General features: G+C 44.2%; 27 protein-coding genes. 2 read left to right on the top strand and 25 right to left on the bottom strand.

Translation table 11 applies throughout. The annotated features are described in order from the left end of the window. Positions 1–19 precede the first annotated feature (19 nt). Positions 20–1,069, top strand: coding sequence for a zinc-binding alcohol dehydrogenase family protein (locus JMX93_RS00355; RefSeq protein ID WP_499203734.1), 1,050 nt, complete (start codon positions 20–22; stop codon positions 1,067–1,069). A gap of 140 nt (positions 1,070–1,209) precedes the next feature. Here JMX93_RS00355 and JMX93_RS00350 read toward each other — a convergent pair whose 3' ends face one another. From JMX93_RS00350 to JMX93_RS00250, 21 genes are all read right to left on the bottom strand, one after another. Next, complete coding sequence (locus tag JMX93_RS00350) at positions 1,210–2,166, bottom strand: EamA family transporter (protein WP_499203519.1); 957 nt, start codon at positions 2,164–2,166, stop codon at positions 1,210–1,212. A 304-nt stretch (positions 2,167–2,470) separates the two neighbouring features. Beyond that, positions 2,471–3,526, bottom strand: coding sequence for a dipeptidase (locus tag JMX93_RS00345; RefSeq protein ID WP_499203518.1), 1,056 nt, complete (start codon positions 3,524–3,526; stop codon positions 2,471–2,473). Between the two features lie 2 nt (positions 3,527–3,528). Beyond that, positions 3,529–4,725 carry a pyrroloquinoline quinone biosynthesis protein PqqE gene (gene pqqE, locus JMX93_RS00340; protein WP_499203517.1) on the bottom strand — a complete coding sequence of 399 codons (1,197 nt, stop codon included), beginning with the start codon at positions 4,723–4,725 and terminating at the stop codon, positions 3,529–3,531. After that, positions 4,722–5,018: a pyrroloquinoline quinone biosynthesis peptide chaperone PqqD gene (pqqD, locus tag JMX93_RS00335; RefSeq protein WP_499203516.1), complete on the bottom strand. Its 297-nt coding sequence runs from the start codon at positions 5,016–5,018 to the stop codon at positions 4,722–4,724. The genes pqqE and pqqD overlap by 4 nt, the downstream gene beginning before the upstream one ends. After that, complete coding sequence (gene pqqC / locus JMX93_RS00330; protein WP_499203515.1) at positions 5,015–5,773, bottom strand: pyrroloquinoline-quinone synthase PqqC; 759 nt, start codon at positions 5,771–5,773, stop codon at positions 5,015–5,017. The genes pqqD and pqqC overlap by 4 nt, the downstream gene beginning before the upstream one ends. 30 nt (positions 5,774–5,803) lie before the next feature. Beyond that, positions 5,804–6,715, bottom strand: coding sequence for a pyrroloquinoline quinone biosynthesis protein PqqB (gene pqqB, locus JMX93_RS00325; protein ID WP_499203514.1), 912 nt, complete (start codon positions 6,713–6,715; stop codon positions 5,804–5,806). A 79-nt stretch (positions 6,716–6,794) separates the two neighbouring features. Further along, entirely contained in the window at positions 6,795–6,869 is a 75-nt protein-coding gene (pqqA, locus tag JMX93_RS00320; RefSeq protein ID WP_075107140.1) for a pyrroloquinoline quinone precursor peptide PqqA, read from the bottom strand. Positions 6,870–7,373: 504 nt separating this feature from the next. Next, the gene (locus JMX93_RS00315) at positions 7,374–8,738 is read right to left on the bottom strand and encodes an MFS transporter (RefSeq protein ID WP_499203513.1); all 1,365 of its coding nucleotides are present in this window, start codon (positions 8,736–8,738) and stop codon (positions 7,374–7,376) included. A gap of 311 nt (positions 8,739–9,049) precedes the next feature. Then, positions 9,050–10,345, bottom strand: a complete 1,296-nt coding sequence (locus JMX93_RS00310) for a M20 family metallopeptidase (protein WP_499203512.1) — start codon at positions 10,343–10,345, stop codon at positions 9,050–9,052. Positions 10,346–10,426: 81 nt separating this feature from the next. Continuing rightward, positions 10,427–11,206, bottom strand: coding sequence for a 3-oxoadipate enol-lactonase (gene pcaD / locus JMX93_RS00305; RefSeq protein WP_499203511.1), 780 nt, complete (start codon positions 11,204–11,206; stop codon positions 10,427–10,429). Between the two features lie 78 nt (positions 11,207–11,284). Next, entirely contained in the window at positions 11,285–12,517 is a 1,233-nt protein-coding gene (gene pcaF, locus JMX93_RS00300; protein ID WP_499203510.1) for a 3-oxoadipyl-CoA thiolase, read from the bottom strand. 34 nt (positions 12,518–12,551) lie between these two features. Next, on the bottom strand, positions 12,552–13,202 hold the full coding sequence (locus JMX93_RS00295; protein ID WP_496190616.1) for a 3-oxoacid CoA-transferase subunit B: 651 nt from the start codon (positions 13,200–13,202) through the stop codon (positions 12,552–12,554). Between the two features lie 26 nt (positions 13,203–13,228). Then, positions 13,229–13,921 carry a 3-oxoacid CoA-transferase subunit A gene (locus JMX93_RS00290; RefSeq protein WP_499203509.1) on the bottom strand — a complete coding sequence of 231 codons (693 nt, stop codon included), beginning with the start codon at positions 13,919–13,921 and terminating at the stop codon, positions 13,229–13,231. A 130-nt stretch (positions 13,922–14,051) separates the two neighbouring features. Continuing rightward, positions 14,052–15,245 carry a benzoate/H(+) symporter BenE gene (gene benE, locus JMX93_RS00285; protein WP_496190617.1) on the bottom strand — a complete coding sequence of 398 codons (1,194 nt, stop codon included), beginning with the start codon at positions 15,243–15,245 and terminating at the stop codon, positions 14,052–14,054. 78 nt (positions 15,246–15,323) lie between these two features. Next, complete coding sequence (locus JMX93_RS00280) at positions 15,324–16,103, bottom strand: 1,6-dihydroxycyclohexa-2,4-diene-1-carboxylate dehydrogenase (protein WP_499203508.1); 780 nt, start codon at positions 16,101–16,103, stop codon at positions 15,324–15,326. A 46-nt stretch (positions 16,104–16,149) separates the two neighbouring features. After that, positions 16,150–17,166: a benzoate 1,2-dioxygenase electron transfer component BenC gene (benC, locus tag JMX93_RS00275; protein ID WP_499203507.1), complete on the bottom strand. Its 1,017-nt coding sequence runs from the start codon at positions 17,164–17,166 to the stop codon at positions 16,150–16,152. A 105-nt stretch (positions 17,167–17,271) separates the two neighbouring features. Next, entirely contained in the window at positions 17,272–17,769 is a 498-nt protein-coding gene (gene benB / locus JMX93_RS00270) for a benzoate 1,2-dioxygenase small subunit (RefSeq protein WP_499203506.1), read from the bottom strand. A gap of 60 nt (positions 17,770–17,829) precedes the next feature. Beyond that, complete coding sequence (gene benA, locus JMX93_RS00265) at positions 17,830–19,206, bottom strand: benzoate 1,2-dioxygenase large subunit (RefSeq protein WP_499203505.1); 1,377 nt, start codon at positions 19,204–19,206, stop codon at positions 17,830–17,832. Between the two features lie 156 nt (positions 19,207–19,362). Then, positions 19,363–20,286, bottom strand: a complete 924-nt coding sequence (gene catA / locus JMX93_RS00260; protein ID WP_499203504.1) for a catechol 1,2-dioxygenase — start codon at positions 20,284–20,286, stop codon at positions 19,363–19,365. A gap of 242 nt (positions 20,287–20,528) precedes the next feature. Beyond that, the gene (gene catC / locus JMX93_RS00255) at positions 20,529–20,819 is read right to left on the bottom strand and encodes a muconolactone Delta-isomerase (protein WP_193012734.1); all 291 of its coding nucleotides are present in this window, start codon (positions 20,817–20,819) and stop codon (positions 20,529–20,531) included. 86 nt (positions 20,820–20,905) lie between these two features. Beyond that, positions 20,906–22,024: a muconate/chloromuconate family cycloisomerase gene (locus JMX93_RS00250; protein WP_198333275.1), complete on the bottom strand. Its 1,119-nt coding sequence runs from the start codon at positions 22,022–22,024 to the stop codon at positions 20,906–20,908. Between the two features lie 260 nt (positions 22,025–22,284). Here JMX93_RS00250 and JMX93_RS00245 point away from each other — a divergent pair, with 260 nt between their 5' ends. Beyond that, positions 22,285–23,202, top strand: a complete 918-nt coding sequence (locus JMX93_RS00245; RefSeq protein ID WP_443518167.1) for a LysR family transcriptional regulator — start codon at positions 22,285–22,287, stop codon at positions 23,200–23,202. Between the two features lie 320 nt (positions 23,203–23,522). Here JMX93_RS00245 and JMX93_RS00240 read toward each other — a convergent pair whose 3' ends face one another. The 4 genes from JMX93_RS00240 to ureE all read right to left on the bottom strand — a co-directional run bounded on the left by JMX93_RS00240 (position 23,523) and on the right by ureE (position 26,387). Further along, positions 23,523–24,200 carry a HupE/UreJ family protein gene (locus tag JMX93_RS00240; protein ID WP_499203503.1) on the bottom strand — a complete coding sequence of 226 codons (678 nt, stop codon included), beginning with the start codon at positions 24,198–24,200 and terminating at the stop codon, positions 23,523–23,525. Between the two features lie 117 nt (positions 24,201–24,317). After that, positions 24,318–24,971 carry an urease accessory protein UreG gene (ureG, locus tag JMX93_RS00235; protein ID WP_499203502.1) on the bottom strand — a complete coding sequence of 218 codons (654 nt, stop codon included), beginning with the start codon at positions 24,969–24,971 and terminating at the stop codon, positions 24,318–24,320. Between the two features lie 38 nt (positions 24,972–25,009). Beyond that, complete coding sequence (locus JMX93_RS00230) at positions 25,010–25,807, bottom strand: urease accessory protein UreF (RefSeq protein WP_499203501.1); 798 nt, start codon at positions 25,805–25,807, stop codon at positions 25,010–25,012. Further along, on the bottom strand, positions 25,800–26,387 hold the full coding sequence (gene ureE / locus JMX93_RS00225; protein ID WP_499203500.1) for an urease accessory protein UreE: 588 nt from the start codon (positions 26,385–26,387) through the stop codon (positions 25,800–25,802). The genes JMX93_RS00230 and ureE overlap by 8 nt, the downstream gene beginning before the upstream one ends. Between the last annotated feature and the right edge of the window lie 45 nt (positions 26,388–26,432).

Below are 26,432 nucleotides of genomic sequence, written 5' to 3'. Positions count from 1 at the left end.
AACAATGCAAAATCAGACAATAAAAGCCATTGGCTATCAAGACAACCTAGCCATCGATAATGAACAAGCACTACAAGACATTACCCTTGATAAACCGACTGCATCAGGCCATGACATTTTGGTAGAGGTCAAAGCCATATCCGTCAACCCAGTGGATTATAAAATCCGTCAATCGCGTCCTGCACCAGAGGGTGAGTATGCAGTGATTGGTTGGGATGCGGCGGGCATCGTGACGGCAGTTGGCGACGAGGTAAGCCTGTTCTCAGTAGGAGATAAAGTATATTACGCAGGTGATTTAAGCCGTTCGGGAAGTAATGCTGAATATCAGCTGGTTGATGAGCGTATTGTTGGGCGTATGCCAGCATCGTTGTCTTTCTCTGAAGCGGCGGCATTGCCACTCACCACGATCACGGCTTGGGAGATGTTGTTTGAGCGTTTACAAGTGCCTGTCACTAACAGCTCGGTAGATAAAAATGGTAGTGATGAGAGTGCTAATGACGTTTCGGTATTAGTCATTGGTGCAGCGGGCGGCGTGGGTTCTATCTTAACGCAGCTACTAAAAACACGAACTTCTGCCAAGATTATCGGCACTGCTTCAAGAGATGAGAGCGTACAGTGGTTAAAGGAGCTAGGCGCAGATCATGTCATCAATCACCACAATCCTTTATTTGATGAACTGCAAAAGATAGGCATCACTGAAGTAGATTACGTCGTGAGTCTCAATAATACTGACGAGCATTATGAAGAAATCATTAAATGCTTAAAGCCACAAGGTAAACTTGGACTCATTGATGATCCAAAATCATTAGATGCCAATCTTCTTAAAACTAAGTGCCTAAGCCTACATTGGGAGTTTATGTTTACGCGCTCTATGTTCCATACGCCAGATATGATTGAACAGCATCGTTTATTGACTGATGTAGCGAAAATGATCGATGCTGGCGAGATTAAAACCACGGTTGCTTATCATCTTGGCACTATCACGGCTGAGCATGTACGCAGTGCGCACCAAATGCTAGAAAACCAGCAAGCGCATGGCAAGATTGTATTAGAAGGCTGGCCTGCATAGGACTTTGAGTTTTAGAAAGTATAGTCTTAAAACCAAAATAAAAACCACCTTAGTTTGATCGGCAAGGGTGGTTTTTTTGTTTAACTAGAAATCATATTTTTATAGTATTTTTTACTTTTTTTTCAATAAAGTAGCTAATGTTATATTGGCTGGCGCTTTCTTTCCAACTTTATCTTCACATTTGCCAATAACAACCCCGACAAAATCAATGTCATTGCCAGTATCTTCCACCACGTCACAACTTCTCCTGTGAGCAGCACTGAGGTTACCATGCCAAATACTGGTACCAGTAGAGCAAACGGCATAACCTTGGAAGCAGTATTTTGACTGAGTAGATGTGCCCACAATCCAAAGCCAATCAAGGTTGAGATATACACGATAAATCCAAGCGATAGCCAGGATTTTAGTGATGCTTCAGTAAACGTCGCTAGCTGCCATGCATCGGTCTCAAATATAAGAGAAGATAGAGTCAACATCACGCAAGCAATGAGGCCACCCCAAACTACCAATGCTAGGGCAGATAATGCGGATGCTTTGTTTTTGCCAGTGCTAGGCGAGACAATAGTAATTCCTGAACCCTGCTGCGTGGTTTTCAAGGCTGCTTGCGCTGACGCTTGCTTTGAGGCAATGTTGCCAAAGCTCCAGCCTATTGCTGCAATCAAGATGCAGACAAAACCAGCCAAAGGCATATCACCGCCAAGGTTTAGCGCAATCACGCTGAGTCCTAGTACACCGACCAACATACCGATGATTTGCATGCGACTGACTGCCTCATCCAATATAAAGTAAGCCAGCAATACAGTGATAAAAATCTGAATTTGTAGTAATAGCGCCGTTAACCCTGGCGATGCACCCAAATGCATGGCGGTGAATACAAAGGCGTATTGCATGACAAATGTGCCGATGGCATAGATAAGTAATGTACGGTTAAATTTAGGCGGCTTTAGAAACAAAACTAATGGAATGGCAGTAAAGAAAAAACGCAGGGCAGTAAGCATTAATGGTGGAAAGCTCTCAAGCCCCCATGCAATAAAGGTGAAATTTACGCCCCAAATGAAGGTAACCAGTACAGCCAATGCGGTATATATGGGAGTCATGTAGTTGGCCTAAAAAGTTATAGCTGGTTATTATACTCATGAATTATTTAGGTTGTAGCAAATCATATATGAAATTATAAGGTACTAACTCCACTTGCAGCTTCATTGAAGGGTTTTTCCGCGTCGGTTTGTGTCACCTGTTCTAGATTGACGATTCTTGAAAAATTCGATCTATCGACCTATAGGTTACTTACCAGATTACCCACAATATAGATGGCTGAGTTGTATTCAAATGATTTGAATTGAGCTCTAAGTATTTCCTTTTTATTTAGCATATAATTTGTTGTGAAAAATCATATGCTTATCACTGCCATATCTTATCAAGCACAGCAAACCAATTTTTCGACGTAATCTTTTCAATAAGCTCATCAGAGAAATATCGTTGTTGCATCCGCTCAATCAGCATGGAGATTTGGCTAATGTCTGATAACTCATCTGGCAATAGACAACCATCAAAATCAGAGCCAAAACCAACGTTATTTTCGCCTAAATGGTCAATCAGATAATCAAGATGATCAACAATAACATCAAGTGATGTTTGCGTGTTGCGTTGCCCATCAGCACGAAGAAAAGCAACATCGAAATTCACACCAATCATACCATTGCTTTGTTTGATGGCAGCCAGCTGGTGATCGGTTAAGTTTCTTGCTTGCGGACATAAGGCGTGTGCATTGGAGTGGGTTGCGACAATGGGCTGATCCGCAATTTCTAGCGTATCCCAAAACGCGCGCTCATTCATATGTGATACATCAATCAGCATATGCTTGTCACGGCATGCCAATATAAGGTCTTTACCTTCACGGGTTAGACCAGATCCTGTATTTGGAGAGTGCGGAAAAGACACATTTAAACCATCACCGAATAGGCTTTTCCTATTCCACAATGGGCCAATACTTCTGATTCCTGCTTCATAAAACACATCCAGTAAGTCAGGCTCAATAGCTAAAAACTCAGCGCCTTCAAGATGCAAAACGATAGCCAATTGTTGATTCTGATGACAGGCTTGAATTTGTGCCAAGGACGTACAGATCTGAATCTGACCATCTGATCGCGCCTGCAATTGCTGAGCAAGCGCCAATTGCGCACAGCAAATATCCACGATTTCTTGCGGAGTGAAATCTGAGTGTGAAGGGTTGATTAATTTGTCCGGATGGTTGTTTTTCACATAAGCGTAGGGTGGCAAAAAGATAGAAAATAATCCGCCCATCCATCCTGCTTGTCGGCAACGTTTTAAATCTAAATGTCCCGGTAGCGTGCCATAGATAAAATCGTGCACGGGATCGTCAGCCGAGCTTAGCCATAAGCGGGTCAACAGGTCATTATGGCCGTCAAAAATCACAGGCTTATTATCAGCATTCATATTTAATCCGTGACCGTACGAGTGGGAATCAGTTGCTCTTGATTCACTTGTGCTTCATTGGCTTGTTTGTCACTTAGCTGTTTGTTACTTAGTCGCTTAGAGTTTTTAGGGTTGCGAAAACGCAGTTCTTCAAAAGGAACTGGCGTCTCGCTATTGATACGTGCTTCCTCAATCAAATAATGATAAGGCGATTTGCCGCACACAGGATCGGCATTCTTGGCATCGCCCGTCAGCATAAACGCTTGGCAACGACAGCCACCATAATCCCGCTCTTTATCTGGGCAACTTTGGCACATGTCGGGCATCCAATCATCACCGCGAAAGTGATTGAAGCTGTCTGAGTCATACCAGATATCTTTTAATGGCGTCTGCCTGACATTGGGAAAGGACATGGGCAGCTGTCTGGCAGCATGACAAGGTAGGGCGGTGCCGTCAGGTGCCACGGTCAAGAAAATCTTACCCCAACCATCCATACAGGGTTTCGGACGTTCTTCGTAATAGTCAGGCACCACAAAAATGAGTTTACATTTGATACCACGCTCTTCGATTTTTTTGCGATACTCATTAGTAATGCGTTCGGCGCGAACCACTTGTTCTTTGGTCGGTAGTAGGCCTTCGATATTTTCAAACGCCCAACCATAAAACTGGCAGATAGCCAGCTCAACCGTGTCGGCTTCTAGCTCTAAGCAGAGATCAATAATCTGATCGATCTGATCAATGTTCTGCCGATGAATCACAAAGTTAAGCACCATCGGATAGTCATACTGTTTGACCAGACGTGACATCTCATACTTTTGCTCAAAAGCATGTTTTGAACCTGCCAAGGCATTGTTTACCGATGGATCACTGGCTTGGAAGCTGATTTGAATATGCTGTAGGCCTGCTTCTTTTAGACGCGCGATTCTAGCCTCAGTAAGTCCCATACCTGAAGTGATCAAGTTGGTATAAAAACCTTGCTTGTGCGCATAAGCGACCAGTTCTTCTAAGTCTTGACGCACCAGTGGTTCACCGCCAGAAAACCCAAGCTGCACCGCGCCCATTTGCCGCGCTTGATCAAACACATCAAACCACTCTTGCGTCGTTAGCTCTTCTTTATACTGAGCATAATCAATTGGGTTGGAGCAATAAGGGCATTGTAATGGGCAGCGATAGGTTAGCTCAGCAAGTAACCATAGCGGCAGTCCGACTGGCGCAGTCATACTAAATCAATCCAATGTTCACGCTGGGCGACCAGCATATATTCGATAATGTCTTGCTCGATTTCAGGGATATCTCCGAACATGGCTTTCACCTTTTTAATAATATCAGCAATGGATGCCTGACCATCAATATGCTGTCCAATGATGCTGGCACTGTCATTGAGTTTTATCATACCTTCAGGGTACAGTAAGACATAAGCATTCTGAGCTGGCTCAAATTGAAAACGATAACCATGGCGCCACACGGGTACGATAGACTGGTCCAGCTCGGGTAAACTAGCGGGTAAACTCATTTGAACAATCCTTTATGCCAAACATGGTCAGTAGTGACGCTTTGATAAGGGGCTTGGTTATGGACATAAGCAAGGCTCAAGGCATCTAAAATCGTCCATAGAATATCCAGTTTAAATTGTAATATCTCAAGCATACGCTCTTGCTCTTCAGCCGTTTTGAACGAGTCAAGGGTAATGGTCAGGCCATGCTCAACATCGCGGCGAGCTTGACTCAAGCGCGAGCGGAAATAGGTATAGCCTTCTTCTTTGATCCAAGGATAGTGCTTGGGCCAAGACTCTAAGCGCGACTGGTGAATCTGCGGGGCAAACAGCTCGGTCAATGAGCTACTCGCTGCCTCACGCCATGTGGCACGGCGGGCAAAGTTGACATAAGCATCAACAGCAAAACGCACACCCGGTAATACCAGCTCTTCAGAAATTACCTGCTCACGGCTAAGGCCAACCGCTTCTGCCAGACCCAACCACGCTTCACGGCCACCACCATCTGGATACACCCCATCTTGATCAATCATGCGCTGAATCCACTCTTGACGCACCCGCTGATCGGGACAGTTCGCCATAATCGCCGCGTCTTTTAATGGAATATTGATTTGGTAATAAAATCGATTGGCGACCCACGCTTGGATTTGCTGCTGGGTCGCTTTGCCTTCATGCATCATGATATGAAAAGGATGGTAAATATGATAATACTGGCCTTTATCCATAATCGCTTGTTCAAAGGCTTCTGGGCTTAGTGCTTTCGCTTCTTCTTGCATTGTTTTTACCTTATGATTGCTGTCTTTGCCTTACAACTCAATCTGCATACCATCAAAGGCCACTTCAACACTATGTTGTTTTAATGTCGCAGCCTGTTCAGATTGTTCATTCAATATCGGGTTGGTATTATTAATGTGGATCAACACTTTACGAGTATTTTCGAGCTGATCTAGATAATGTAGCGAGCCATCGTCACCACTGATATGCAAATGACCCATGTCTTGGCCAGTTTTTGTGCCGACGCCACATTCTTGCATTTCATTGTCAGTCCATAGCGTGCCGTCAATCATCACGCAATCAGAGGCTTTCATAATATGCATAATGTCATCGTCAATTTTGCCCAAACCTGGCGCATAAAAGAGTTGTTTTTGTGTTTTTAAATCTTTCACAATCAGCGCGATGTTGTCGCCATCATGGGGGTCGTTGCGGTGTGGGGAGTAGGGCGGTGCAGAGCTTCTAATCACCAAAGGCGTCAGTTCTAAATTGCTAAAGCCGTCGATTTGAAAGGTCTGTTTTGGATCGATTTGATTATATTGCAGACCACCATTCCAGTGCTTTAGCATATTGAAAATAGGGAAGCCTGTCGTGAGATCTTGATAGACCATGTCAGTACACCAAACAGGAATCGGACAACCTTCGCGCAGGGTCAATAGCCCTGTCGTATGGTCAAGCTGGCTGTCCATCAAAACCACATTCGTAATGCCTGTATCTCTCAATTGACGTGCTGGCTGCGCCGCTTTAAAGTCAAATAGCTGCTGGCGAATGTCTGGTGAGGCGTTAAACAAAATCCAATCTATACCATTTTCTGATATAGCAATCGAAGACTGAGTGCGGGTCTTTGCGTCAATGGTGCCTTGACGTACACCATGGCAGTTTTCGCAATTGCAATTCCACTGCGGAAATCCGCCACCAGCGGCTGAGCCTAAAACGTGAATATACATAAATCGATATTTCCAAATTTCCAAAAAAATAAAAGCCCTAATCATCTAGGGCTTTTAATGTATTCAGGTTCATTAGTTTTTAACGTGCTTCAAAATACATAGTGATTTCGAAACCGATACGGATGTCTTGAAAAGCTGGTTTGGTCCACTGCATGGGATTACTCCAAAAAGTTATTATAGGATCATCAGTAAGATGAATGAAAGTAATTATCAATGGTAGTATAAGCTGACCCTCTATGTCAATTTGTTAGATGTTAACGTAGAAGGTTTTGGTAACATAGCCTGGCCGCACAAATCAAAGCAAATCTGTATTGGCGTTTTATGGCCCAAGCCTTTCTGGCTCCTAGTTACTTACATAGGTATGGCATGACGTTGGTATTATACCTTTTGTTCGACGATTCGTTTATATGGATTGGCTGTTTTTTATGAGAATTATCACCGATCTTTAGTTATGGTAAGAAGAAAATACAATGGTGATTTATTTTTTTAACAGAATAGTTTTTTACTTTGAAAAATATGAATGTTTTGAGAGGTAGTGTAAGACGCATTGCCTGAGTACAGGCATCATTGACAATAAAAAATAGCGCATTCAAATCGTGAATACGCTAAAAAAGGGCTAACTTAATGATATGCAACTAATATCACATTTAAGTGAGTATTAAGTTGATATTGGAGTGTCTAAATTCATTTGTTGCTCCTGACTTGTTTTGCTGTCCACTGCTGCATTTAGGTTTACGAGAAAAATAGCAATAGCTGCAATTATTCCTGGTATGGCGATAAACAAAAAGTTGGTCTGGTGGCTTAGCTCAAGTGTCAGTAGCGCCCCAGTTAAGATAGGACCTACAATAGCGCCAATACGACCAATACCCGATGCCCAGCCCATCGCCGTCGTACGTACCGCTGTAGGGTAGTATTGAGCAACAAAGGTATAAAGTAAGATCTGCGAGCCAATAGTGGTAGCGCCAGCGATTGCAATGAGAGTATATAGCACCACCTGAGGACTATTATAGCCAAGCAATATCAATGCCACTGCACCCAAGGCAAACATGAGGGCCAAAACAGGTTTAAGATGGAATTTGTCAGCTAATACACCACCACCGATAGCCCCAACCATACCACCAATATTTAGTGCAAATAAGAACAGCATACTAGCGCCTAATGAATAACCTGCCTGAATCATCAGTTTTGGCAACCAGCTAGCAAGTGCATACACCATCAGCAGGCACATAAAGAAAGCAACCCAAAACATGATAGTGGTGAATCCACGGTTTTTTAGAAAAAGGGCCTTAATGGGTGCGTCATCACCTTTGGTCAGCTCATCTAATAGTAAGGTAGTAGAGGCAGTGACCGTTTCTTGTGGTGCAAGTCTGCGGACGATTTTTTTAGCGTCATCATGCCTGTCTTCTTTGACCAAATACATCAAAGACTCAGGCAGCATTTTCCAAATAATTGGCAATAGCAAGGTGGGAATACCTGCGATATAAAACATAACTTCCCAGCCAAAATCCACCACTAAAAATGACCCTAGTAGTGCTGACGCCATACCACCGATGGCATAGCCACTAAACATGATAGCAACTAGCGTACTACGCATACGTTTTGGCGCGTATTCAGAGGTCAGAGCGACACATATCGGCATCACACCACCAATACCTAAACCAGCAACAAAGCGTAAAGCAGCAAACTGCATTGGACCATCAGCAAAAGCCCCTAAAAAGGTAAAGCTACTGAATAGACCCACACAAATCATAATCGTTTTTTTGCGTCCAATCTTGTCTGAGAGAGTCCCAAAAATCATGGCGCCAAACATCATACCAAAAAGTGCAGCACTGGCAAGAAAACCTGCTTGTACCGCGGTCAATGACCATTCCTCCATCAGTAGCGGCAGCGCCACACCATAAATAATAAGATCATAGCCATCAAAAATAATAATCAATAGGCACCAAAACAACACTTTCCAATGAAAAGGGGAAAATTTGGCTTCATCAATGACTTTATTGATGTTTAGGGGTTTAGATTCCATTCGTTTTTCTCCGTGGGTAATATCCTTATACGTGCTTTACAAGTTAGGGTTTTACCGGTATTAAGTCAAAAACCATCTAAGTATAAATTTATACCTAAAAGGTATGGGTTTTACTTTGGTAGAATGGAAGAAACGCGGCCTTTTTCTAGAATACGCTGTAAGGATTTATAAGCAGATGACTCCGGCAATATTACTATTGTTCAAGAAAATAATGCCTTTACTGATCATAGATAGTCTTTTTGAAAACACTAATAAAAAAGTAGCTCATATGTCTTTTAGATATATGAGCTACTTAGGTTTCTATGAAAGCGTTATTTGTTCATGGCTAAATAGTCTATGGCCAATTGGCTCAGCGCTTTAGTACCCACTTTAAATGAGGCTTCATCTGCGTAAAAGTAGGGAGAGTGATTGTACGGTGCCTTACTAGTGTCTTGACCAGCGGGTGTACCGCCTAAGAAAATAAACAATCCCGGTACTTCTTGGGAATAAAACGAGAAATCTTCAGATGCTGTGAGCTTAGGCACATCAAATACGTTGTCCGCACCCGCTACGCTTTTAAGAGTGGGTAGCATCTGCGCAGTAAGCGCTGGATTATTGATAGTAACAGGATAACCTTTGATGATTTTGACATCTGCTTCTGCGCCTGATGCCATCGCTATATGAGTGGCAGTCGTTTTTATGTTATCAAAAATTTGATCGCGATTATCCATATCAAAGTTACGAATAGTACCAATCATATTGACACTATCTGGAATAATATTGTCGCGTATTCCACCACTTATTTTGCCAAATGAGATGATGGCAGGCTCTTTAGTAATGTCCACTTGACGACTGACTATATGATTAATTCCTGTAACGATTTGCGAGGCAGCGGCAATAGGGTCCACCCCATTCCAAGGAGCTGAACCGTGAGTCTGCTTGCCTTTTACGGTGATATCAAAGGTGTCCGCACTGGCCATGATAGGGCCGCTTCGGTAGCCAATTTGACCAGTGTTTAAACTAGACATAATATGAAGTCCAAATGCAACGTCTGGTTTATATTTTTTAAATATGCCTTGCTTCAACATCAGATTGGCGCCACCTTCTTCACCTGTAGGGGCGCCTTCTTCTGCTGGCTGAAACACAAACATGATATTGCCATGCAGCTCTTTTTGTACGCCAGCCAGTACTTCAGCCGTTCCCATTAACATAGCAACATGAGTGTCGTGTCCGCAAGCATGCATGACCCCCACGTCTTCTCCCATATACTTAGTCACAACCGTTGATTTAAATGGGACATCTGCTTTTTCAGTGACTGGCAATGCATCCATGTCTGCCCGTAGCATGACTGTGGGGCCGGGTTTGGCACCTTTTAAGTAACCCACAACCCCCGTGTGCGCGATGTCAGTTTCAACCTGCATACCGAGTGACTTTAAATGCTTAGCAACGATAGCGGCAGTACGGGTTTCTCTGTTGCTCAGTTCAGGATGTTGATGAATGTCCCGACGCCATTCAATCACCTTATTTTCAACGCTTTTTACCTGTTCATCGATGTTAATATCGGCATGAGCACTAAATGCGCTACAGGCCGCAATACTAACAACCAATGATAATAATGACTTTTTCATGTTCCTTCCTTGTCTGAAATTACTTCCGTGTGGTGACTTTTTTTCATAATAGCGCTTAACTGCTCAATAAATTTGGCGTGATTAGTAGGTTAAATACTGTCGCACAAGCTGATTGAATACGTCAGGCTGCTCAATGTTTGAGATGTGGGAGGCTTCAATAGTAGCGAGTGTGGCATTTGGGATATGATCGACCATATATTGACCATCGGCAACCGTCGTCACTGGGTCTTCAGTACCTGCCACCACCGTAATCGCGACATCGATATCTTTTAATTGCTCGCGAGTATCAGCGACAGCCAGCGCCTCACAGCAGCTGGCATAACCTTCGCTACTGCTAGCGGCAAGAGTGTCAGATAAGGCGTTGACGATATCAGGATGGTTACTGATAAAGCCCTCGGTAAACCAACGCGATGCTGCTGTTGCCGCGATAGGATCTAGACCTTGCTCTCGTACCAATTGTGCCCGCTCTGTCCATGCGGCCTCATTGCCAATTTTTGCAGCCGTATTGCACAGCATCAAATGATGAAAGCGGTTAGGATAATGAATGGCTAGCCATTGACCTGTCATGCCGCCCATTGAAATGCCACAAAAAAATGCTTTATCAATATGTAAATGATCGAGCAAATCGATGACGTCTTGTCCAAGCGCATCAAGGCTATAAGGGCCTTTGGATGCAGAAGATTTTCCATGACCACGAGTGTCATAACAGATGATGAAATAATCGTTTTGCAAAGCGTCAATTTGTGGCTGCCACATGTGGTAGCTGGTACCTAAAGAGTTGGAGAATATAAGCGCAGGGTTACGGCTATCACCAAAGGTGGCATAGTTTAAGGTAACGTCTTTATTTTCAAGTACAGGCATAACGATCATCCTTATTTATAATGGTGTCATTGTAATGTCAGTGGCGCATAGGTTTATGGTGATTGATTATTAATGCATTCAATGATCAATTCGTTCAATAATCATGGCGATACCTTGTCCCACCCCAATACACATCGAACATATGGCATAACGCTTATCAGTTTTCTCAAGTTGATTGAGTGCTGTTAAAATCAAACGTGCTCCTGAAGCGCCAAGTGGGTGACCAAGCGCAATCGCACCGCCATTCGGATTGACACGCTCGCTATCGTCAGCTAATCCCAAGTCACGCGTGCAAGCTAAGGCTTGGGCGGCAAAGGCTTCATTCAATTCAATGACATCCATCTCATCAAGAGACAGTCCAGTTTGCGCCAGTAGCTTTTTCATCGCCGGTGCTGGGGCAAAGCCCATAATACGTGGTTCAACACCTACTGTGGTGGAAGCCACAATACGCGCACGTGGCTTCAGGTTGAATTCTTTAATGGCTTGCTCTGACGCTACCAAGAAGGCTGCTGCGCCATCATTAATGCCTGATGCATTACCAGCAGTGATTGTGCCATTTTCTTTAACGATGGCACGAAGTTTGGTTAATTTCTCAAGCGTGGTGTCTGCACGAGGATGCTCATCTTTATCGACAATGACTGCATCGCCTTTGCGCTGCGGGATGATGACTGGGGTAATCTCGTCTTTGAAAAATCCTGATTCTTGTGCAGCATTGGTACGTTGTTGGCTGCGTAGTGCAAAGGCGTCTTGGTCAGCACGATTGATGTTGAACTGCTCAGCGACATTTTCCGCCGTTTTCGGCATAGTTTCAGTGCCATATAACTCGTCGAGCTTTGGATTGATAAAGCGCCAGCCCATGGTGGTATCTTCTAACTTTTGGTTACGAGAAAATGCTTTATCTGACTTACCCATTACAAATGGCGCACGGCTCATGCTCTCAACGCCGCCAGCAATAATGAGATTGGCTTCTCCGGCTTTAATCGCACGCGCAGCTATGGCTAACGCATCCATTGACGAGCCGCATAGGCGATTCACCGTAGTAGCTGGCACTTGATAGGGAAGGCCGGCAAGAAGGGATGACATGCGCCCGACGTTACGATTGTCCTCACCGCTTTGATTGGCACAGCCGTAAATAACATCATCTACTTGCACCCAGTCGACATTGGTATTGCGTTCCATCAAGGCTTTAATAGGAATAGCACCCAAATCATCGGCACGTACAGGGGCTAGACCGCCACCGTAACGTCCAAAAGGCGTGCGAATGGCATCAATAATATAAGCGTTGTTTAAACCAGTAGTTGAATCGAACATAGCGATTATCCTAAGTTTTAATTATGAGATGTTTTTATTTAGTCGCGTCAATGAGCGTGGCACCTGTTACCGCTTGTAAGTCATTAAAGCTTAGGTTTTCGACCATTTCAGTCACTACCAGTCCTTTAACCGTGACATCAATAACACACAGGTCGGTGAAAATACGATCTACACAGTTTTTCCCAGTCACAGGATAGGTAAGCTCGCTGACGATCTTAGGCTCACCAGTCTTGGTCGTGTGATTGGTCATCACAAAGACTTTTTTGGCACCAACCGCTAAGTCCATGGCACCGCCGACAGCAGGTATGGCACCCTTAGCACCGGTGCTCCAGTTGGCCAAGTCACCATTGGCCGCCACTTGAAACGCACCCAATACGCAAATGTCGATATGTCCCCCGCGCATCATGGCAAACGAGTCGCCATGGTGAAAGAAGCTACCGCCATCTAACATGGTGACGTATTCTTTTCCAGCATTGATCAGTTCTGGGTCTTCTTCGCCTTTGGCAGGGGGCGGGCCAAAAGCCAGCAGCCCATTTTCTGAATGCAGAAATACATCTTTGTCAGCAGGTAAGTATTGGGCAATTTTGGTCGGTAGTCCTATGCCTAAATTGACATAGGCACCATCTGGAATATCTTGGGCAGCGCGCTCAGCGATTTGATCCCGTGTTAATAATGTATGGCTCATGATGACGCTCCTTATGATTGACCGTATTAAGCACTTGCTGCGGCAGTAGAATGAGTAGGCTGGATTTGCATCACATGCTGCACAAAGATACCTGGCGTGATGATGTGTTCAGGGTCAAGCGCACCAAGATCTACTGTTTCAGAAACTTGAGCAATCGTCACGTCAGCTGCCATGGCCATGATGGGACCAAAGTTACGTGCTGATTTTCGATAGACTAAGTTGCCCCAGCGATCACCTTTATCAGCTTTGATCAAGGCAAAATCTGCTTTAATTGGATACTCAAGCACGTAGTCTTTGCCATCGATATGGCGCGTCTCTTTACCTTCTGCGAGTAAAGTACCAAAGCCCGTTGGCGTATATACCGCACCAAGTCCCATACCTGCGGCTTGAATACGGCAGGCCAGATTGCCTTGTGGTACCAGCTCCAGCTCGATTTTTTCCGCATGATATAGCTCATCAAATACCCAAGAGTCTGACTGGCGCGGGAATGAGCAAATAATTTTGCGCACTGCCCCTGTTTTTAATAGCTTGGCAAGACCATGATCACCATTGCCTGCATTATTGTTAATAATCACTAAATCTTTAATACCCAAATCAATGAGCGCATCAATCAGTTCAGCAGGTTGTCCTGCCGTACCAAAACCACCAATCATAATGGTAGCGCCGTCTTTGATTTGACTGAGCACCTCAGTGATGTTTTTATCCGCTTTGTTAATCATATTGATACCCTATGAGAACGTAGTGTTAGATAGTATTAGCCAGAGTTTTCTGTAAAGCCGTTGAATCATTTATTAAGGGGTCTGGGGGTTACTGGAAGATGGCATTATCAATAACCCGTAGCGTTTGCGATTAAGTAAATGACAGTAAACGTTTTTTATTTAAAACATAATGAGCAATCATACCGATAACGATGCCCCAAAATACGGAACTTAACCCCAAAAAGCTCATGCCAGAAGCGGTTGCTAAAAAGGTAATTAAAGCGGCATCTCTTTGGTCATCATCTTTCATGGCAATCGTGATGTTGGTAGAAATAGCACCAAGGAGGGCAAGTCCAGCCAGCGCGGCGACCAGCTCTTTTGGCAATAGGCTAAACACCATTACAATGCTGCCAGCAAATAAGCCGCCTAATAAATAGAAGATGCCATTGGCGACCCCTGCGATATAGCGTTTTTCTTTCAGCTCATGGGCGTCTTTTCCAGTACATAATGCGGCGGTAATGGCGGCTAATACGATGGTAATACCGCCCACACAAGCGACGGCTAATGACGCAAGGCTTGCGATACTCACTATAGGTTTGGCTGGTGTGTCGTAGCCACTGAGGTTTAAAATGGCCATACCTGGTAAAAACTGTCCCGTTAAGCTGACCAAAATAAGCGGAATGGCAAGGTTAAACGTGGCGTTCCATGTCCATTCAGGCCAGATAACGGTGGGTATGGTAATCGCCAAATCCATATCGACAGGATTCATCCTGCCAAGTAGAACACTTAAAATAACCCCGCATAACAGCACCCAAATCATGGTATAGCGCGGTGACAAACGTTTGGCCAATAAATAACAACCAAGCATGCTAAACACGATAAATGGCATGGTGTTGGTGGCGACAAATAACTCTAAGCCAAACTGAAACAAAATACCGGCCATCATGCCAGCCGCAATGCCATTCGGTATCCATCGCAAAATCTTGTCAAAAGAACCTGTTGCACCTACCAAAAATATCACCACGGCTGAGAGAATATAAGCGGATATAGCCTCATTGATGCTCATCTCAGGAAAGACTGTCACCAGTAATGCCGTTCCGGGCGCTGACCAAGCGGTGATGATTGGCGTCTTGTATTTAATAGACAGATAAATACCAGAGACAGCAGCGCCAATGGAGATGCCCCAAATCCAAGAGGCCATCATCGCATCTGAGACCTGCGCCGCTTGTGCTGCCTGAAAAAAGATAATCAAAGGGCCAGCATACGAGATGAGCACCGCCAAAAATCCTGCCACCGATGCCGAGAGTGACCAATCTTCTTTTAATGTTTGGATGACAGTGGCCATATTGCTTCCTTGCAAATGAGCAGTAATCAGAGAGTAGTGGAGTTCACGTTAGTCAATCTACGAGCCTATAGGCGTTTTTTAGCCTGCATCACCACCACCCACAGGGATCGTACTGCCAGTGATATAGGAGGACTCATCTGACGCTAAAAACACAATGGCATTGACTTGCTCATCAATCGTGCCGTAGCGTTTCATAAAGGTGCGATCGATGGTTTGATCAACGACCGCATCCATCCATACCTTTTCATCATCCGTTAATGGCTTGGCATTACGTGGAATCTTTCTAGGCGGCGCTTCAGTACCGCCCGTTGCGACCGCATTGATACGAATGCCGTCATTTGCATACTCAAAAGCGAGCGAGGCGGTCATGGCATTGACACCACCTTTTGCCGTCGAGTAGGGGATACGGTTGATACCACGTGTGGCGATGGAAGAGACGTTTACGATGGTGCCCGATTGCTGCTTGACCATGACTGGTAACACCGCACGGCAACACCACAAAGTTGGAAATAAAGAGCGACTGATTTCTTTCTGAATCTCTTCTTCTGTGAAGCTGGTAAAAGGCTTCATCCATATCGCACCGCCAACGTTATTGACGAGTACATCGATACGACCATAAGTATCCAGTGCCTTATTGATAGCCGCTTGTGCACCTTGAGAGCTCTCAAGGTCTGCTTGAATCGTTATCGCATCGCCGCCATTTGCCGTGATTTCGGCTAAGACCTCTTCTACCAATGGTGAGAAGTCTGCCATGACGATCTTTGCGCCCTCGCTTGCGAGACGTAAAGCGACGCCGCGTCCGATACCTTGGGCGGCACCCGTGACGATACATACTTTATTTTCAAAGCGCTTACTCATTGCTATCTCCTAAAAACTTGCTTGTCGCTCTATGGTTTCAGCCATTTTATTTTTCACTAGGGGTGAATTTCTCATAATAAAAATTGCTGGGCTTTAGCAGGCTGTCATCTAACCAGTTACTGACCGCATCGACCATGGCTAAAGGACCGCAAAGATAAACATCAACGTCACCGCCATTTAACCACTCCTCTTCGACATGACTTGTGACGTAGCCTTTACGCTCATGGCTACTGTCCTCACTCGCCACACAAGTACGATAATCAAACCAAGCGTGGTTTTGTTTCACCTCTTCAAGTTTGGCAATTTCCACCAAATCTGTGTCATTGGTGACGCCATAGACCATATTTACAGGATGATGACCACCAGCAACTTCTAAGCTTTTTAACATTGATAAGAAAGGCGCAATGCCAGTACCACCTGCCAAAAATAATGTCGGACGCACCAGTGGACGCAGATAAAAACTGCCAAAAGGTCCTTCAAAATTTATCTCTTGACCAATCTGCGCGATATCAGACAAGAAGGTGCTCATCTTGCCATTGGGAATATTACGGACGACAAACTCAGCTTGCTTCACACTAGGCACAGAGCTAAATGAGTAAGAGCGTGTTTCGTCACTATCAGGAATACTAATATTGACATATTGACCCGGCAGGAATACCAAGGCATCGGGGTTTTCGATGTCCACGCCAAAGTGAATGGTAGACTCTGACAGTACATTGAGCTGTTGTAGCTTGCCTTTAAACGTCGATTTGCCTACTTTACAAGCTTCAGAGGAGCTTGGTACTTTGATGACGCAGTCGCTTTCTGGAATCATTTGACAAGTCAACACGTAACCTTCGTTGGCTTCCGCTTCTGTGAGTGCATCTTCGATGTACATATCAGGGTGCATATCGTAGCTGCCAGACTCACAATGGCAACGGCATGTACCGCAAGCCCCATCAAGACAATCCACTGGGATATTAAATTTTTGACGATAAGCGGCTTCGGCGACCGTTTCATCTGCTTCACATTTAATGAAACCTGTGACGCCGTCTTCGAATTGTAGAGCAATATTGTATTCCATGAGAAATATCCCTTTCCAACACCTATTAAATGAAACGTAATGACTAAATAGTGACTAAGTATTTACTGAATCATGACTGAGCAATAACTAGATAACGCGCGAATATTAGACGTGATAGACATCCATGATTTGATGCACATAGTCGTCTTTTAAGACCACATATTTGTCCAAAATCTTTGGTTGCTCTTGAGTCATGTCTATCTTGTACTGAGAGTAACCCCAGTAAGTATTGGTCTCATGATAGCGATAAGATTTATTGATCCAGTTAAAGCGTACTGTCACGATACCGTCGTTATCTTCAAGCAGTTCAATGTTGGATAAATTGTGGGCAGTGCGGGTATCAGGGATGGTCGCAGATGAGCGCTCAGTCTCGATGCGGAAAATACGATCTTCAAGACCACGACGATCAGGATAATAAATCAGTGAGATTTCTCTCTGCGGATCGCTAATCAGCTCACCATCGTCATCCCAGCTTGGCATCCAAAAAGGGCAGTCTTCGTCATAATAAGTCAGCCATTCTTCCCATTTTTTCTCGTCCAATAAACGCGCTTCACGGTATAAAAACTGTCGAATGTCTTCAATTTGCACAGTGGTGTTTTTCATGATTGATATCCTTATGTGTTGGTTATTCCTGCCATGATAAGCAAGTTACTGGCTGTCGTATTACCCTTCGCCATGTAGCTGTTTTTCTTGCTCTAGCGCTTTTTTCATCTCTTCATGCCAGTAGCGATGCTGGACGGTATACAAGCCTTCATCTTCAGTTTTAACCCCACTCAATAAAGGTTTGAGATCAATGGCTGCCGCACCTTCATCTGCGCCTTCTATCCAATGCTCAGAGCCACGGCACATATCATTCCATTCAAGTTTGATGCCGTTATAGCCTTCTTGGCACGAGCGGAATTCTTCTAAGTCATCAGGCGTTGCCATGCCAGTGACGTTAAAGAAATCTTCGTACTGGCGGATACGGCGAGCACGTGCTTCATCGCTTTCACCTTTGGGGGCGATACACCAGATGCTCACTTCAGTTTTATCAACGGCAATAGGGCGTAACATACGAATTTGTGAGCTGAACTGATCCATGATATAGACGTTTGGATAGAGGCATAAGTTACGCGAGCGTCCAATCATCCAATCCGCCATCGCTTCACCATAGCTTGCGACATAATCATCACGATATGCATAGTTTGGACGGTCTTGGGGGTTTTCCCACTGAGTCCATAGCAGCATGTGACCATTTTCAAAAGAATAAAAACCACCGCCTTGACGACCCCATTTACCAGCGTTCATGGCTTTGATGTTGTCTTCTTTGGCCGCTTCTTCTTTACGGCGGGCGGTAGTGGCAGCGTAGTTCCAATGCACAGCTGAAACGTGATAGCCATCAGCACCGTTTTCAGCTTGTAGCTTCCAATTGCCGTCAAAGGTATAGGTCGAGGTGCCGCGTAGCACTTCTAGACCTTCTGGAGATTGATTGACAATCATGTCAAGGATTTTGGTAGAGCCGCCAAGCCATTCTTCGATAGGCTGGACGTCATCATTTAAGCTGGCAAAGATAAAGCCTTTATAATTGGCTATCTTCACTTGTTTTAGATCGTGTGAACCGTCTTTGTTGAATATCTTAGGATAACCTGCGCCACGTGGGTCTTTTACTTTAAGCAGCTTGCCTGTGTTGTTAAAGGTCCAACCGTGGAATGGGCAAGTGTAAGTGGCTTTGTTGCCTTTTTTATGACGGCATAACTGAGCGCCACGATGTGAACAGGCGTTAATCATACAATGCAGCTCGCCTTCTTTATTGCGGGCAAGGATGACTGGCTGACGACCAATGTATGAGGTGTAATAATCGTTGTTATTCGGAACTTGAGTTTCATGCGCCAAGTACACCCAATTGCTCTCAAAAATATGTTTTATTTCAAGTTCAAACAGCTCTTCGTTAGTGAAGGCGCTACGATGCAGACGATAAATCCCTTTTTCACTGTTCTCTTCTAAAAAATCATCAATAGTGATGTCTGATCCTTCAGGTACTAGATTGATACGCTCGCTCATGGCTGCCTTCCTTGTATAATAACGATGTTAAATGAGGGTAGGGTGTGACGTTTGATACGACAGCTGGGACGTATCAAACGTAGTAACCCACTATTTATTAGCTATTTGTATTCCAATATTAAGTGGTTGCTATTAAATGATGCTATTAAATGACCATTAACCTTGGGCACGGCGGCGTTCTACTTCACTGCCTTGTACGGTTTGGTCAATGTCTTTCACCAGATGAAAGTCAAAATCGATACTGGCATAAGGCTTATCAAGCGCTTTTTCTTTTAACTTGTCCGCATCTTCAACCATCGTGACTTCTGGCACCAAGCCTTCGCGACTGGCAAAAGCAAAGTCATCCCATAGATATTCATCGCCATCGATGTTGATTTGTGTGGTCAATTTACGATGACCATCCGCACTGGCGAAGAAGTGAATATGTGCGGGGCGATGACCATGACGACCTAGCGGGCCCAGTACTTTTTGCGTCATGCCGTCTGGTGGCACCGAGTAACCTAGCGGTACAATACTGCGGAAGGCATAATTGCCGTTTTCGTCCGTGATGATGCTGCGACGTAAGTTGAATGCTGACTGTGACTCATCAAAGAAAGAGTAGTTGCCTAAGCTATTGGCATGCCATACTTCAACTTTGGCATTCGGTAGTGGGTTGCCATCGTTGTCATAAACAGTCCCTTGCATAAACAGCACGGTACCATTATCAAGGTCTGTACCATCGTCTAGACGTGCAAAGCCTTGTTCTTCTGGCGCACCAGCGACATAGAGTGGCCCTTCGATAGTACGTATAGTGCCGCCATCAAGTCCTGCTGCTTTTAAATCCTCTTCAATCATCAAATCCATGAAGTGATCAAAACCGAGGCCGGGTGATAACAACCCCGCTTCTTTGCCCAAATCACCAATGAATTCAACCCCAGTCCAATATTCATCGGCAGTGATTTTTAAGTCATTGATGGTTTGCATGAGGTCGGTGACGATACGTAATACAATCTCTTGTACGCGTGGATTGACTTGTTCAGGGTAGTCAATTTTGCCTGTGATAAATTGCGTGGCTAATGCTTCAATTTGGCTGCGTTCCATGTCTCTCTCCTTGTTGAGGACTATTTAAAAGGGATAAATATTTTAACGGGATAAGTATTGAGTATTCTTACTCAAAATTTGTTTGCCTGTGTTATTGCGCTATTAAAATTTGAGCCATAGCGCCCGCTTGGTCTGATATAGACCAATGATGTTTGGTAATAAATAAGGGGGCTTTAAGCCAATACGCTATTGATGAGTGGTTGACTGCTCTGATTGAGCCTATCAATAGCGCTATCTACCGCTTAGCTGTCATCACTACGAATAGACGATGGATGACGTAACAAGGGTGTCACTTCAACCTTCATGTAAGGGTAAAGGGGTAGCGACATCATGATGTCGTGTAGCTCTTCGTTGCTGTCGACATCAAAGATACTGAAGTTAGAGTACTCGCCAGCCAAGCGCCAAATGTGACGCCACTTACCTTGCTCTTGTAGCTTTTGCGAGAGGGCTTTTTCGGTTGCTTTAAGCTCGTTGACCTTGTCTGCATCCATATCTGTTGGGATTAACACATCCATTCTGACGTGGTATAACATAATTATTTCCTTATATTTGATGAGGGTAAGTTGGCGAGTTGCTACCGCGTTTCATTTTGAAAGTCCGTAGCAAATGACGACTTTTCTTATTTAGTGGCGGCTTGTTTGGCATAGCGATATACCTTATCGCTGTCTACTTCGATACCTAATCCAGCTCCGCTGGGTACTGTCAAACCAAAGTCTTGATAATCAAGAGGTTGCACTAAAATGTCTTCGGTCAATAAGAGCGGGCCGAACAGCTCTGTGTCGAAGTTCAAACTCGGATACGTTGAGAACACGTGTGCTGATGCCGCTGTACCGATAGGGCCTTCAAGCATCGTACCGCCATACAGCTCAATACCTGCTAAATGTGCCATTTGTCCAATGAGACAGGCGGCCTTTAATCCACCTGCTTGATTGATTTTTACGGCAAAGACGTCGGCACAATGATCTGCTGCTAAACGAGCGGCATTTTGCGGGTCTTGGACAATTTCGTCCGCCATGATGGGTACGTCAAAATGATCTGTTAAGCGTTTAAGTCCAGTAGGGTTTCTCATGGAGATAGGTTGTTCTATTAAATCAACGCCGCCCGCTTGCAATAGGCTAATGCCTTTCATCGCTTCAAGCTCTGTCCATGCTTGATTGACATCGACTGTGATGCGACAATCAGGTAAGGCTTGTTTGATCGCCAATACGTGCGCTACGTCGTCAAGAATCGGATTGCTACCGATTTTTAACTTAAAGATACGGTGGCGTTTTTGCTCAACCATGTGCTTAGCTTCAGCGATATCTTTGCTTGTATTACCGCTGGCTAGCGTCCAAGCCACTTCGATACGATCGCGGACACGGCCACCAATTAGCTCACTCACGGGCAAGTTTAAGCGTTTGCCTTCAATGTCTAGTAGGGCAGTTTCGATCGCACATTTTGCAAAACGGTTGCCATTGATATGAAGGTTTAGCAGTTGCATCGCTTTTGCTGCACTGGTCGGCTGCTCTTTTAATAAAAGAGGCGTGAAATAAGTATCAATATTGGTTTTGATGCTGTGAGGGCTTTCTTCGGCATAGCTGAGACCGCCGATCGTGGTTGCCTCTCCCCAGCCTTCATAGCCATCTTCTGTTTGGATATGTACTAGCACGAGTACTTGTTCGTTCATGACGGTACAAGCAAGCTTATGCGCTCGAATAGTAGGTATTGGTACCAGCAAGGTATTAATTGAACGAATCATGACAGTCCCTAATTGATGAGTGGTGCGTCCTTATGCTTAATAAGAACTATAAATGCTAGATAACAGCATGTCTAAGACCTATTTAGTCTATTATTAATACCTTTTAGGTATTTTTATATATAACCTGCACCGTGTTATGTTCTTTAGGTATAAAGATGATTGCTACGACCGAGTTTATTCGGTTGTCATAGTAATTAGCGTCACAACTGAAAAACTGATGTTAAGAAACCAGCCCAAGGCCTGATCAAGGAAGAGAAAAGATGGAACTGAGGCACTTACGCTACTTTGTGGCAGTCGCAGAAGAAAAGAGCTTTAATAAGGCAGCTGCGCGCTTGTATATCTCACAGCCGCCACTTAGTAGACAAATCAAGCAGCTAGAAGAAGAGATCGGAGTTACGTTAATTGATAGGGAAAATCGTCCACTCAAACTGACTGAGGCAGGGGAGTTTTTTTATGATCATGCCATTCAGATATTGAAAAAATCGGACGATCTGCGGGCGATGACCATTCGCAAAGGTAATTTTGATAATACGCTGTCTATCGGTTTTGTTTCCTCTATCTTATCTGGCATATTGCCAAAAGTGATCGCCCGTTTTCGTGAGGTATATCCAAATGTGGAAATCAAACTATATGAGCTGAATTCTTGGCAACAAACACAAGGATTGGTAGACGGAAAAATAGACGTTGGGTTTGGTAGGCTATTATTTGAAGACGCTTCTATCAGGCGGATGGTGCTTAGGGAAGAGAGCTTGGTCGTTGCCGTTCCTGTTGGTCATTCTTTGGCGAAGGAAGGGCGTACTAGTGTGAGACTGATGGATTTAACCAATGAGAATTTATTGCTATATCCAACCGCACCGCGTCCCAGTTTTATCGATTATGTCTTGGAATTATTTGACGCTCGTAACTTAAAGGCCAATTATTTTACAGAGGTGCGTGAGTTGCATGTTGCATTGGGGCTAGTGGCGGCAGGCGAGGGTTTGACAATTGTGCCCAAAACCCTTGAACATTTGCGGAGTCAAGAAGTGACTTATATACCCTTTGAAGATGGATTGATTACCTCACCGATTGTGATGAGTGTCAGACACTTTGACAAGTCAGAGCTATTAAAAACATTGCTGAATGTCACTTACCAAATCTATGATGCAGAAGGTTTTGATTATAAGCGTGAGAAAATTTGACAAGCTTCTAATGCCATTAGTAGTGCTCTCAAAATTGAGTAGAATAACGCGAGATGAGACTAATTGTTTCTACAGGCTTTTATAAAGGTAATAGAACACAGGATAGTCAAAAATCATCCTGTGTTCTTGTTGAGCAAATATCTCTTATATGATTACCAACTTAAACCGTTATATCAGTAATCAGCAAGATAATTTGTATCGTATTACCCGCCTGCATCTCAGTGAGTATGGTGTTAAGGACTATAATGATAAATCGTTAGCATAGGCAAGCCTTCAAATTGAGTACAGTATTTGCTGAGGCTGCTTATATAGGGACTTAATTAACTCAACAGTACTGCGCATAGACCGACAACCGCCATGATACGTTGAACAATCAAACTGTCTTGCAAGTGAGTGTTTAAATAGGTAGCAACGCCTTTGCCGACAGTATATAGACCTAGCATGGCAACAATCATACCTATAAAAAATCCAGCAGTATTACTGTTTGCAGGAACTTCAATGGCGTGCGCCGCACCATGGAACATAGCGAGTGCACCAAAGCCAACGATGGCTAAGTTATGCCATGTTTTGACTGAGGCTTCATTGCTTTGATTCAGTGAATTGTTAAAGTAGCGGCTCATAAGCGCCATGGTGAGTAATACGATAGACAGTACGATACCGAATTCAATAAACATGCTGTTCAAGCTCACACTTAAACTGAGTACAAATCCTGTTACTAAACCAATTAACAGTGCTATAAGGCCTTTTTTAAAACTGTGCATCTGAGTAAATAGCAGGCCCATACCCAATGCCAGCATGAGGTGATCAAGCCCAGTTAAAGGATGCATGATACCAGACAATACTGAAGTGCTAAATGTGCTTTCTGCTGCCATCAAGCCATGCCCAGGGTGAGCCAATGCGAGTGTTGGTAGCAATGATAACAGTGCTAAGCCACTGGTCATTGCAGTTTTGTTGTTGAAAGCTCTATATGTCATAGTTTGTGATATTTTTATTGTCATGATATATCCTTAATGAGTAAACAAATCGATATAAAAACTGACTGATAATCTGCTTATCCGTCAGCGGTTTGTAAAGCAGCTATTTATTCCATAATATAAGACATTAAAGGCAACATTCTACGCTACATTTATCATGCCTTTATCCAATATAAAGGCAACAATGTCATCAAGCCCTTCCCCTGTTTTCATATTACTAAAGACCACAGGCTTATCGCCGCGCATTTTTTTGGCATCACGTGCCATAACCTCAAGTGACGCACCTACGAGAGGGGCAAGATCGGTTTTATTGATAATGAGCAAGTCAGATTTCATGATGCCAGGCCCACCTTTACGAGGGATTTTATCGCCTGCTGAAACATCAATGACATACAAAGTTAAGTCGGATAGTTCAGGGCTAAAAGTTGCTGCCAAATTGTCACCACCAGATTCGATAATAATAAGCTCGAGACCTGCAAATTGGTCTTGTAATTCGGCGATGGCAGATAGGTTAATTGAGGCATCTTCACGAATGGCCGTATGCGGGCAGCCACCGGTTTCAACACCGCGAATGCGCTCAGCTGGCATGGCCTCATGGCGGGTTAAAAATTCAGAGTCTTCTTTGGTATAAATATCATTGGTTACCACTGCCATATTGACGTCATCCCGCAAGCGTTGACATAGTCTTAGCGTTAATGCTGTTTTTCCTGAGCCAACAGGACCGCCAATCCCTAAGCGTAGTGGCGAGAGCGTCGTGTCTAAATTTTTGTTTTCGACTTTGGGTTTCAGTGCCATAAATAAAGTTCCTTGATGAGAGTTGTGTTTATCAACGATTAAGAGCGAAATAAACGGCTGTATTGCCTTTCGTGCTGACAAGACAGCATCGCTAAATTTGGTAGGTTAGCGGACATATGTAGCTGTTGATAAAGTAGATTCAGCTTTACGTTAGCCTCTAAAGGCATATCTTGAACTTGCAAAAAGCTTTGCTTGACGTTGGCAACCAATGCCTGTATTTGCTGACTTAATAACTGTTGTAGCTGCCAAATAATGCGCTGTCCTGCCATTTGCCCAAGCGGTACGGTCTTGACCGCAGCCAAAACCATATTTTCTATTTGACCAAAAGCGTAGGTGGTCATGGCTTGTACAGGCTTAAGCTGCCAGTGCGAGCTGATATGGGCAAAGAGTGGCAAAAACCCATGGGCAAGTAAGCTATCAGGCACGTCGAGCTTAAGGACATCACCAAGCCAAGCTGATAAAGAAAGAGCCAATTGGCTTGACTCATAGACAAACTCTTTGCTTTCACGGCTGGCATGGTAATCTGCACCTAAAGTATCAGCAAGCGCTACGTCATCAACCATAAGTGCCTCTATCATCAGCGCCAGTAGCGGTAGCTCATACCGACATAATGCCAGCTCCAGATAGTCACTCATAAACGCTAAACTACTGCTTTCATTATGAATGAGCCCTGACTCAATAGCGGGTTCTATGCCTTGCGAGTAGGTATAACTGCCAATAGGTAGGTTACTTGACGCCAGCATTAATAGACGTCCAGTTACTTCTGTATTATTCAGATCATTTATACCTTGTGCGGTACGGGTAGTCTGCTGTGAGTGTGTGGCGTGATTAGTCATGAGTATGCTCATGGCTGTGGCTGGTAGCGTCAGAGTGATTATGCTGATGGTTACCGCTATTTTCCTGAGCATGGTTGTGGTCAAGACTGTGACCATGAGAGTGTGAGTGTCCACCGAGGTCGCCTTTATAGGCCCCAGTCTCTGGTTCAAACGGTGCTTGTACGGCTTGGGTATGTAGTCCAAGTTGATGTAACATCGCTTCTAAAACATGGTCAGGCTCAAAGTACAGGGCCTTAGGTGTAATCATTAATGGCACATGACGATTACCTAAATGGTAAGCGCCTTTCATAAGGTCAAAACCATTATCAGCAGTCACTTCGATTAAGGCTTGATTAGCGGCCATAATCTGTATCAAGTTGCCTTGATGGTCTGCCAGTACACTGCCATTCTTAATAGTTTCCGTACGTGGCAAATCAACACCAATGGTTTCGTGGTGCTGTTTTTCTGCTTTAAAACGGCTACGCTGACGGGTGTCAAAATCTAAATATAAAAAATTTTCTGCCTGTTTTTGCCTATCAATAATTGCTTGTTGTTCAGCGCTTAGGGTTGATTGGTCAAGACGTTGCGTATAAATGTTCATAATTATGTTTAGAGTCCGTTAAAATAGATGATTAACTGCTGATTG

Source organism: Psychrobacter muriicola 2pS (assembly GCF_904846535.1).
Lineage (GTDB): Bacteria > Pseudomonadota > Gammaproteobacteria > Pseudomonadales > Moraxellaceae > Psychrobacter > Psychrobacter aquimaris.
The sequence above is the reverse complement of the archived record's forward strand: the minus strand, read 5'-3'. Positions and strand labels throughout refer to the sequence as shown.

What these genes read in the sequence shown, in the direction of transcription:
- JMX93_RS00350 (WP_499203519.1), bottom strand. Translation starts at nt 2,166, where the DNA reads ATGACTCCCATATATACCGCATTGGCTGTACTGGTTACCTTCATTTGG.
- JMX93_RS00345 (WP_499203518.1), bottom strand. Translation starts at nt 3,526, where the DNA reads ATGAATGCTGATAATAAGCCTGTGATTTTTGACGGCCATAATGACCTG.
- pqqE (WP_499203517.1), bottom strand. Translation starts at nt 4,725, where the DNA reads ATGACTGCGCCAGTCGGACTGCCGCTATGGTTACTTGCTGAGCTAACC.
- pqqD (WP_499203516.1), bottom strand. Translation starts at nt 5,018, where the DNA reads ATGAGTTTACCCGCTAGTTTACCCGAGCTGGACCAGTCTATCGTACCC.
- pqqC (WP_499203515.1), bottom strand. Translation starts at nt 5,773, where the DNA reads ATGCAAGAAGAAGCGAAAGCACTAAGCCCAGAAGCCTTTGAACAAGCG.
- pqqB (WP_499203514.1), bottom strand. Translation starts at nt 6,715, where the DNA reads ATGTATATTCACGTTTTAGGCTCAGCCGCTGGTGGCGGATTTCCGCAG.
- JMX93_RS00315 (WP_499203513.1), bottom strand. Translation starts at nt 8,738, where the DNA reads ATGGAATCTAAACCCCTAAACATCAATAAAGTCATTGATGAAGCCAAA.
- JMX93_RS00310 (WP_499203512.1), bottom strand. Translation starts at nt 10,345, where the DNA reads ATGAAAAAGTCATTATTATCATTGGTTGTTAGTATTGCGGCCTGTAGC.
- pcaD (WP_499203511.1), bottom strand. Translation starts at nt 11,206, where the DNA reads ATGCCTGTACTTGAAAATAAAGACGTTACCTTAAACTATGCCACCTTT.
- pcaF (WP_499203510.1), bottom strand. Translation starts at nt 12,517, where the DNA reads ATGTTCGATTCAACTACTGGTTTAAACAACGCTTATATTATTGATGCC.
- JMX93_RS00295 (WP_496190616.1), bottom strand. Translation starts at nt 13,202, where the DNA reads ATGAGCCATACATTATTAACACGGGATCAAATCGCTGAGCGCGCTGCC.
- JMX93_RS00290 (WP_499203509.1), bottom strand. Translation starts at nt 13,921, where the DNA reads ATGATTAACAAAGCGGATAAAAACATCACTGAGGTGCTCAGTCAAATC.
- benE (WP_496190617.1), bottom strand. Translation starts at nt 15,245, where the DNA reads ATGGCCACTGTCATCCAAACATTAAAAGAAGATTGGTCACTCTCGGCA.
- JMX93_RS00280 (WP_499203508.1), bottom strand. Translation starts at nt 16,103, where the DNA reads ATGAGTAAGCGCTTTGAAAATAAAGTATGTATCGTCACGGGTGCCGCC.
- benC (WP_499203507.1), bottom strand. Translation starts at nt 17,166, where the DNA reads ATGGAATACAATATTGCTCTACAATTCGAAGACGGCGTCACAGGTTTC.
- benB (WP_499203506.1), bottom strand. Translation starts at nt 17,769, where the DNA reads ATGAAAAACACCACTGTGCAAATTGAAGACATTCGACAGTTTTTATAC.
- benA (WP_499203505.1), bottom strand. Translation starts at nt 19,206, where the DNA reads ATGAGCGAGCGTATCAATCTAGTACCTGAAGGATCAGACATCACTATT.
- catA (WP_499203504.1), bottom strand. Translation starts at nt 20,286, where the DNA reads ATGGAACGCAGCCAAATTGAAGCATTAGCCACGCAATTTATCACAGGC.
- catC (WP_193012734.1), bottom strand. Translation starts at nt 20,819, where the DNA reads ATGTTATACCACGTCAGAATGGATGTGTTAATCCCAACAGATATGGAT.
- JMX93_RS00250 (WP_198333275.1), bottom strand. Translation starts at nt 22,024, where the DNA reads ATGATTCGTTCAATTAATACCTTGCTGGTACCAATACCTACTATTCGA.
- JMX93_RS00245 (WP_443518167.1), top strand. Translation starts at nt 22,285, where the DNA reads ATGGAACTGAGGCACTTACGCTACTTTGTGGCAGTCGCAGAAGAAAAG.
- JMX93_RS00240 (WP_499203503.1), bottom strand. Translation starts at nt 24,200, where the DNA reads ATGACAATAAAAATATCACAAACTATGACATATAGAGCTTTCAACAAC.
- ureG (WP_499203502.1), bottom strand. Translation starts at nt 24,971, where the DNA reads ATGGCACTGAAACCCAAAGTCGAAAACAAAAATTTAGACACGACGCTC.
- JMX93_RS00230 (WP_499203501.1), bottom strand. Translation starts at nt 25,807, where the DNA reads ATGACTAATCACGCCACACACTCACAGCAGACTACCCGTACCGCACAA.
- ureE (WP_499203500.1), bottom strand. Translation starts at nt 26,387, where the DNA reads ATGAACATTTATACGCAACGTCTTGACCAATCAACCCTAAGCGCTGAA.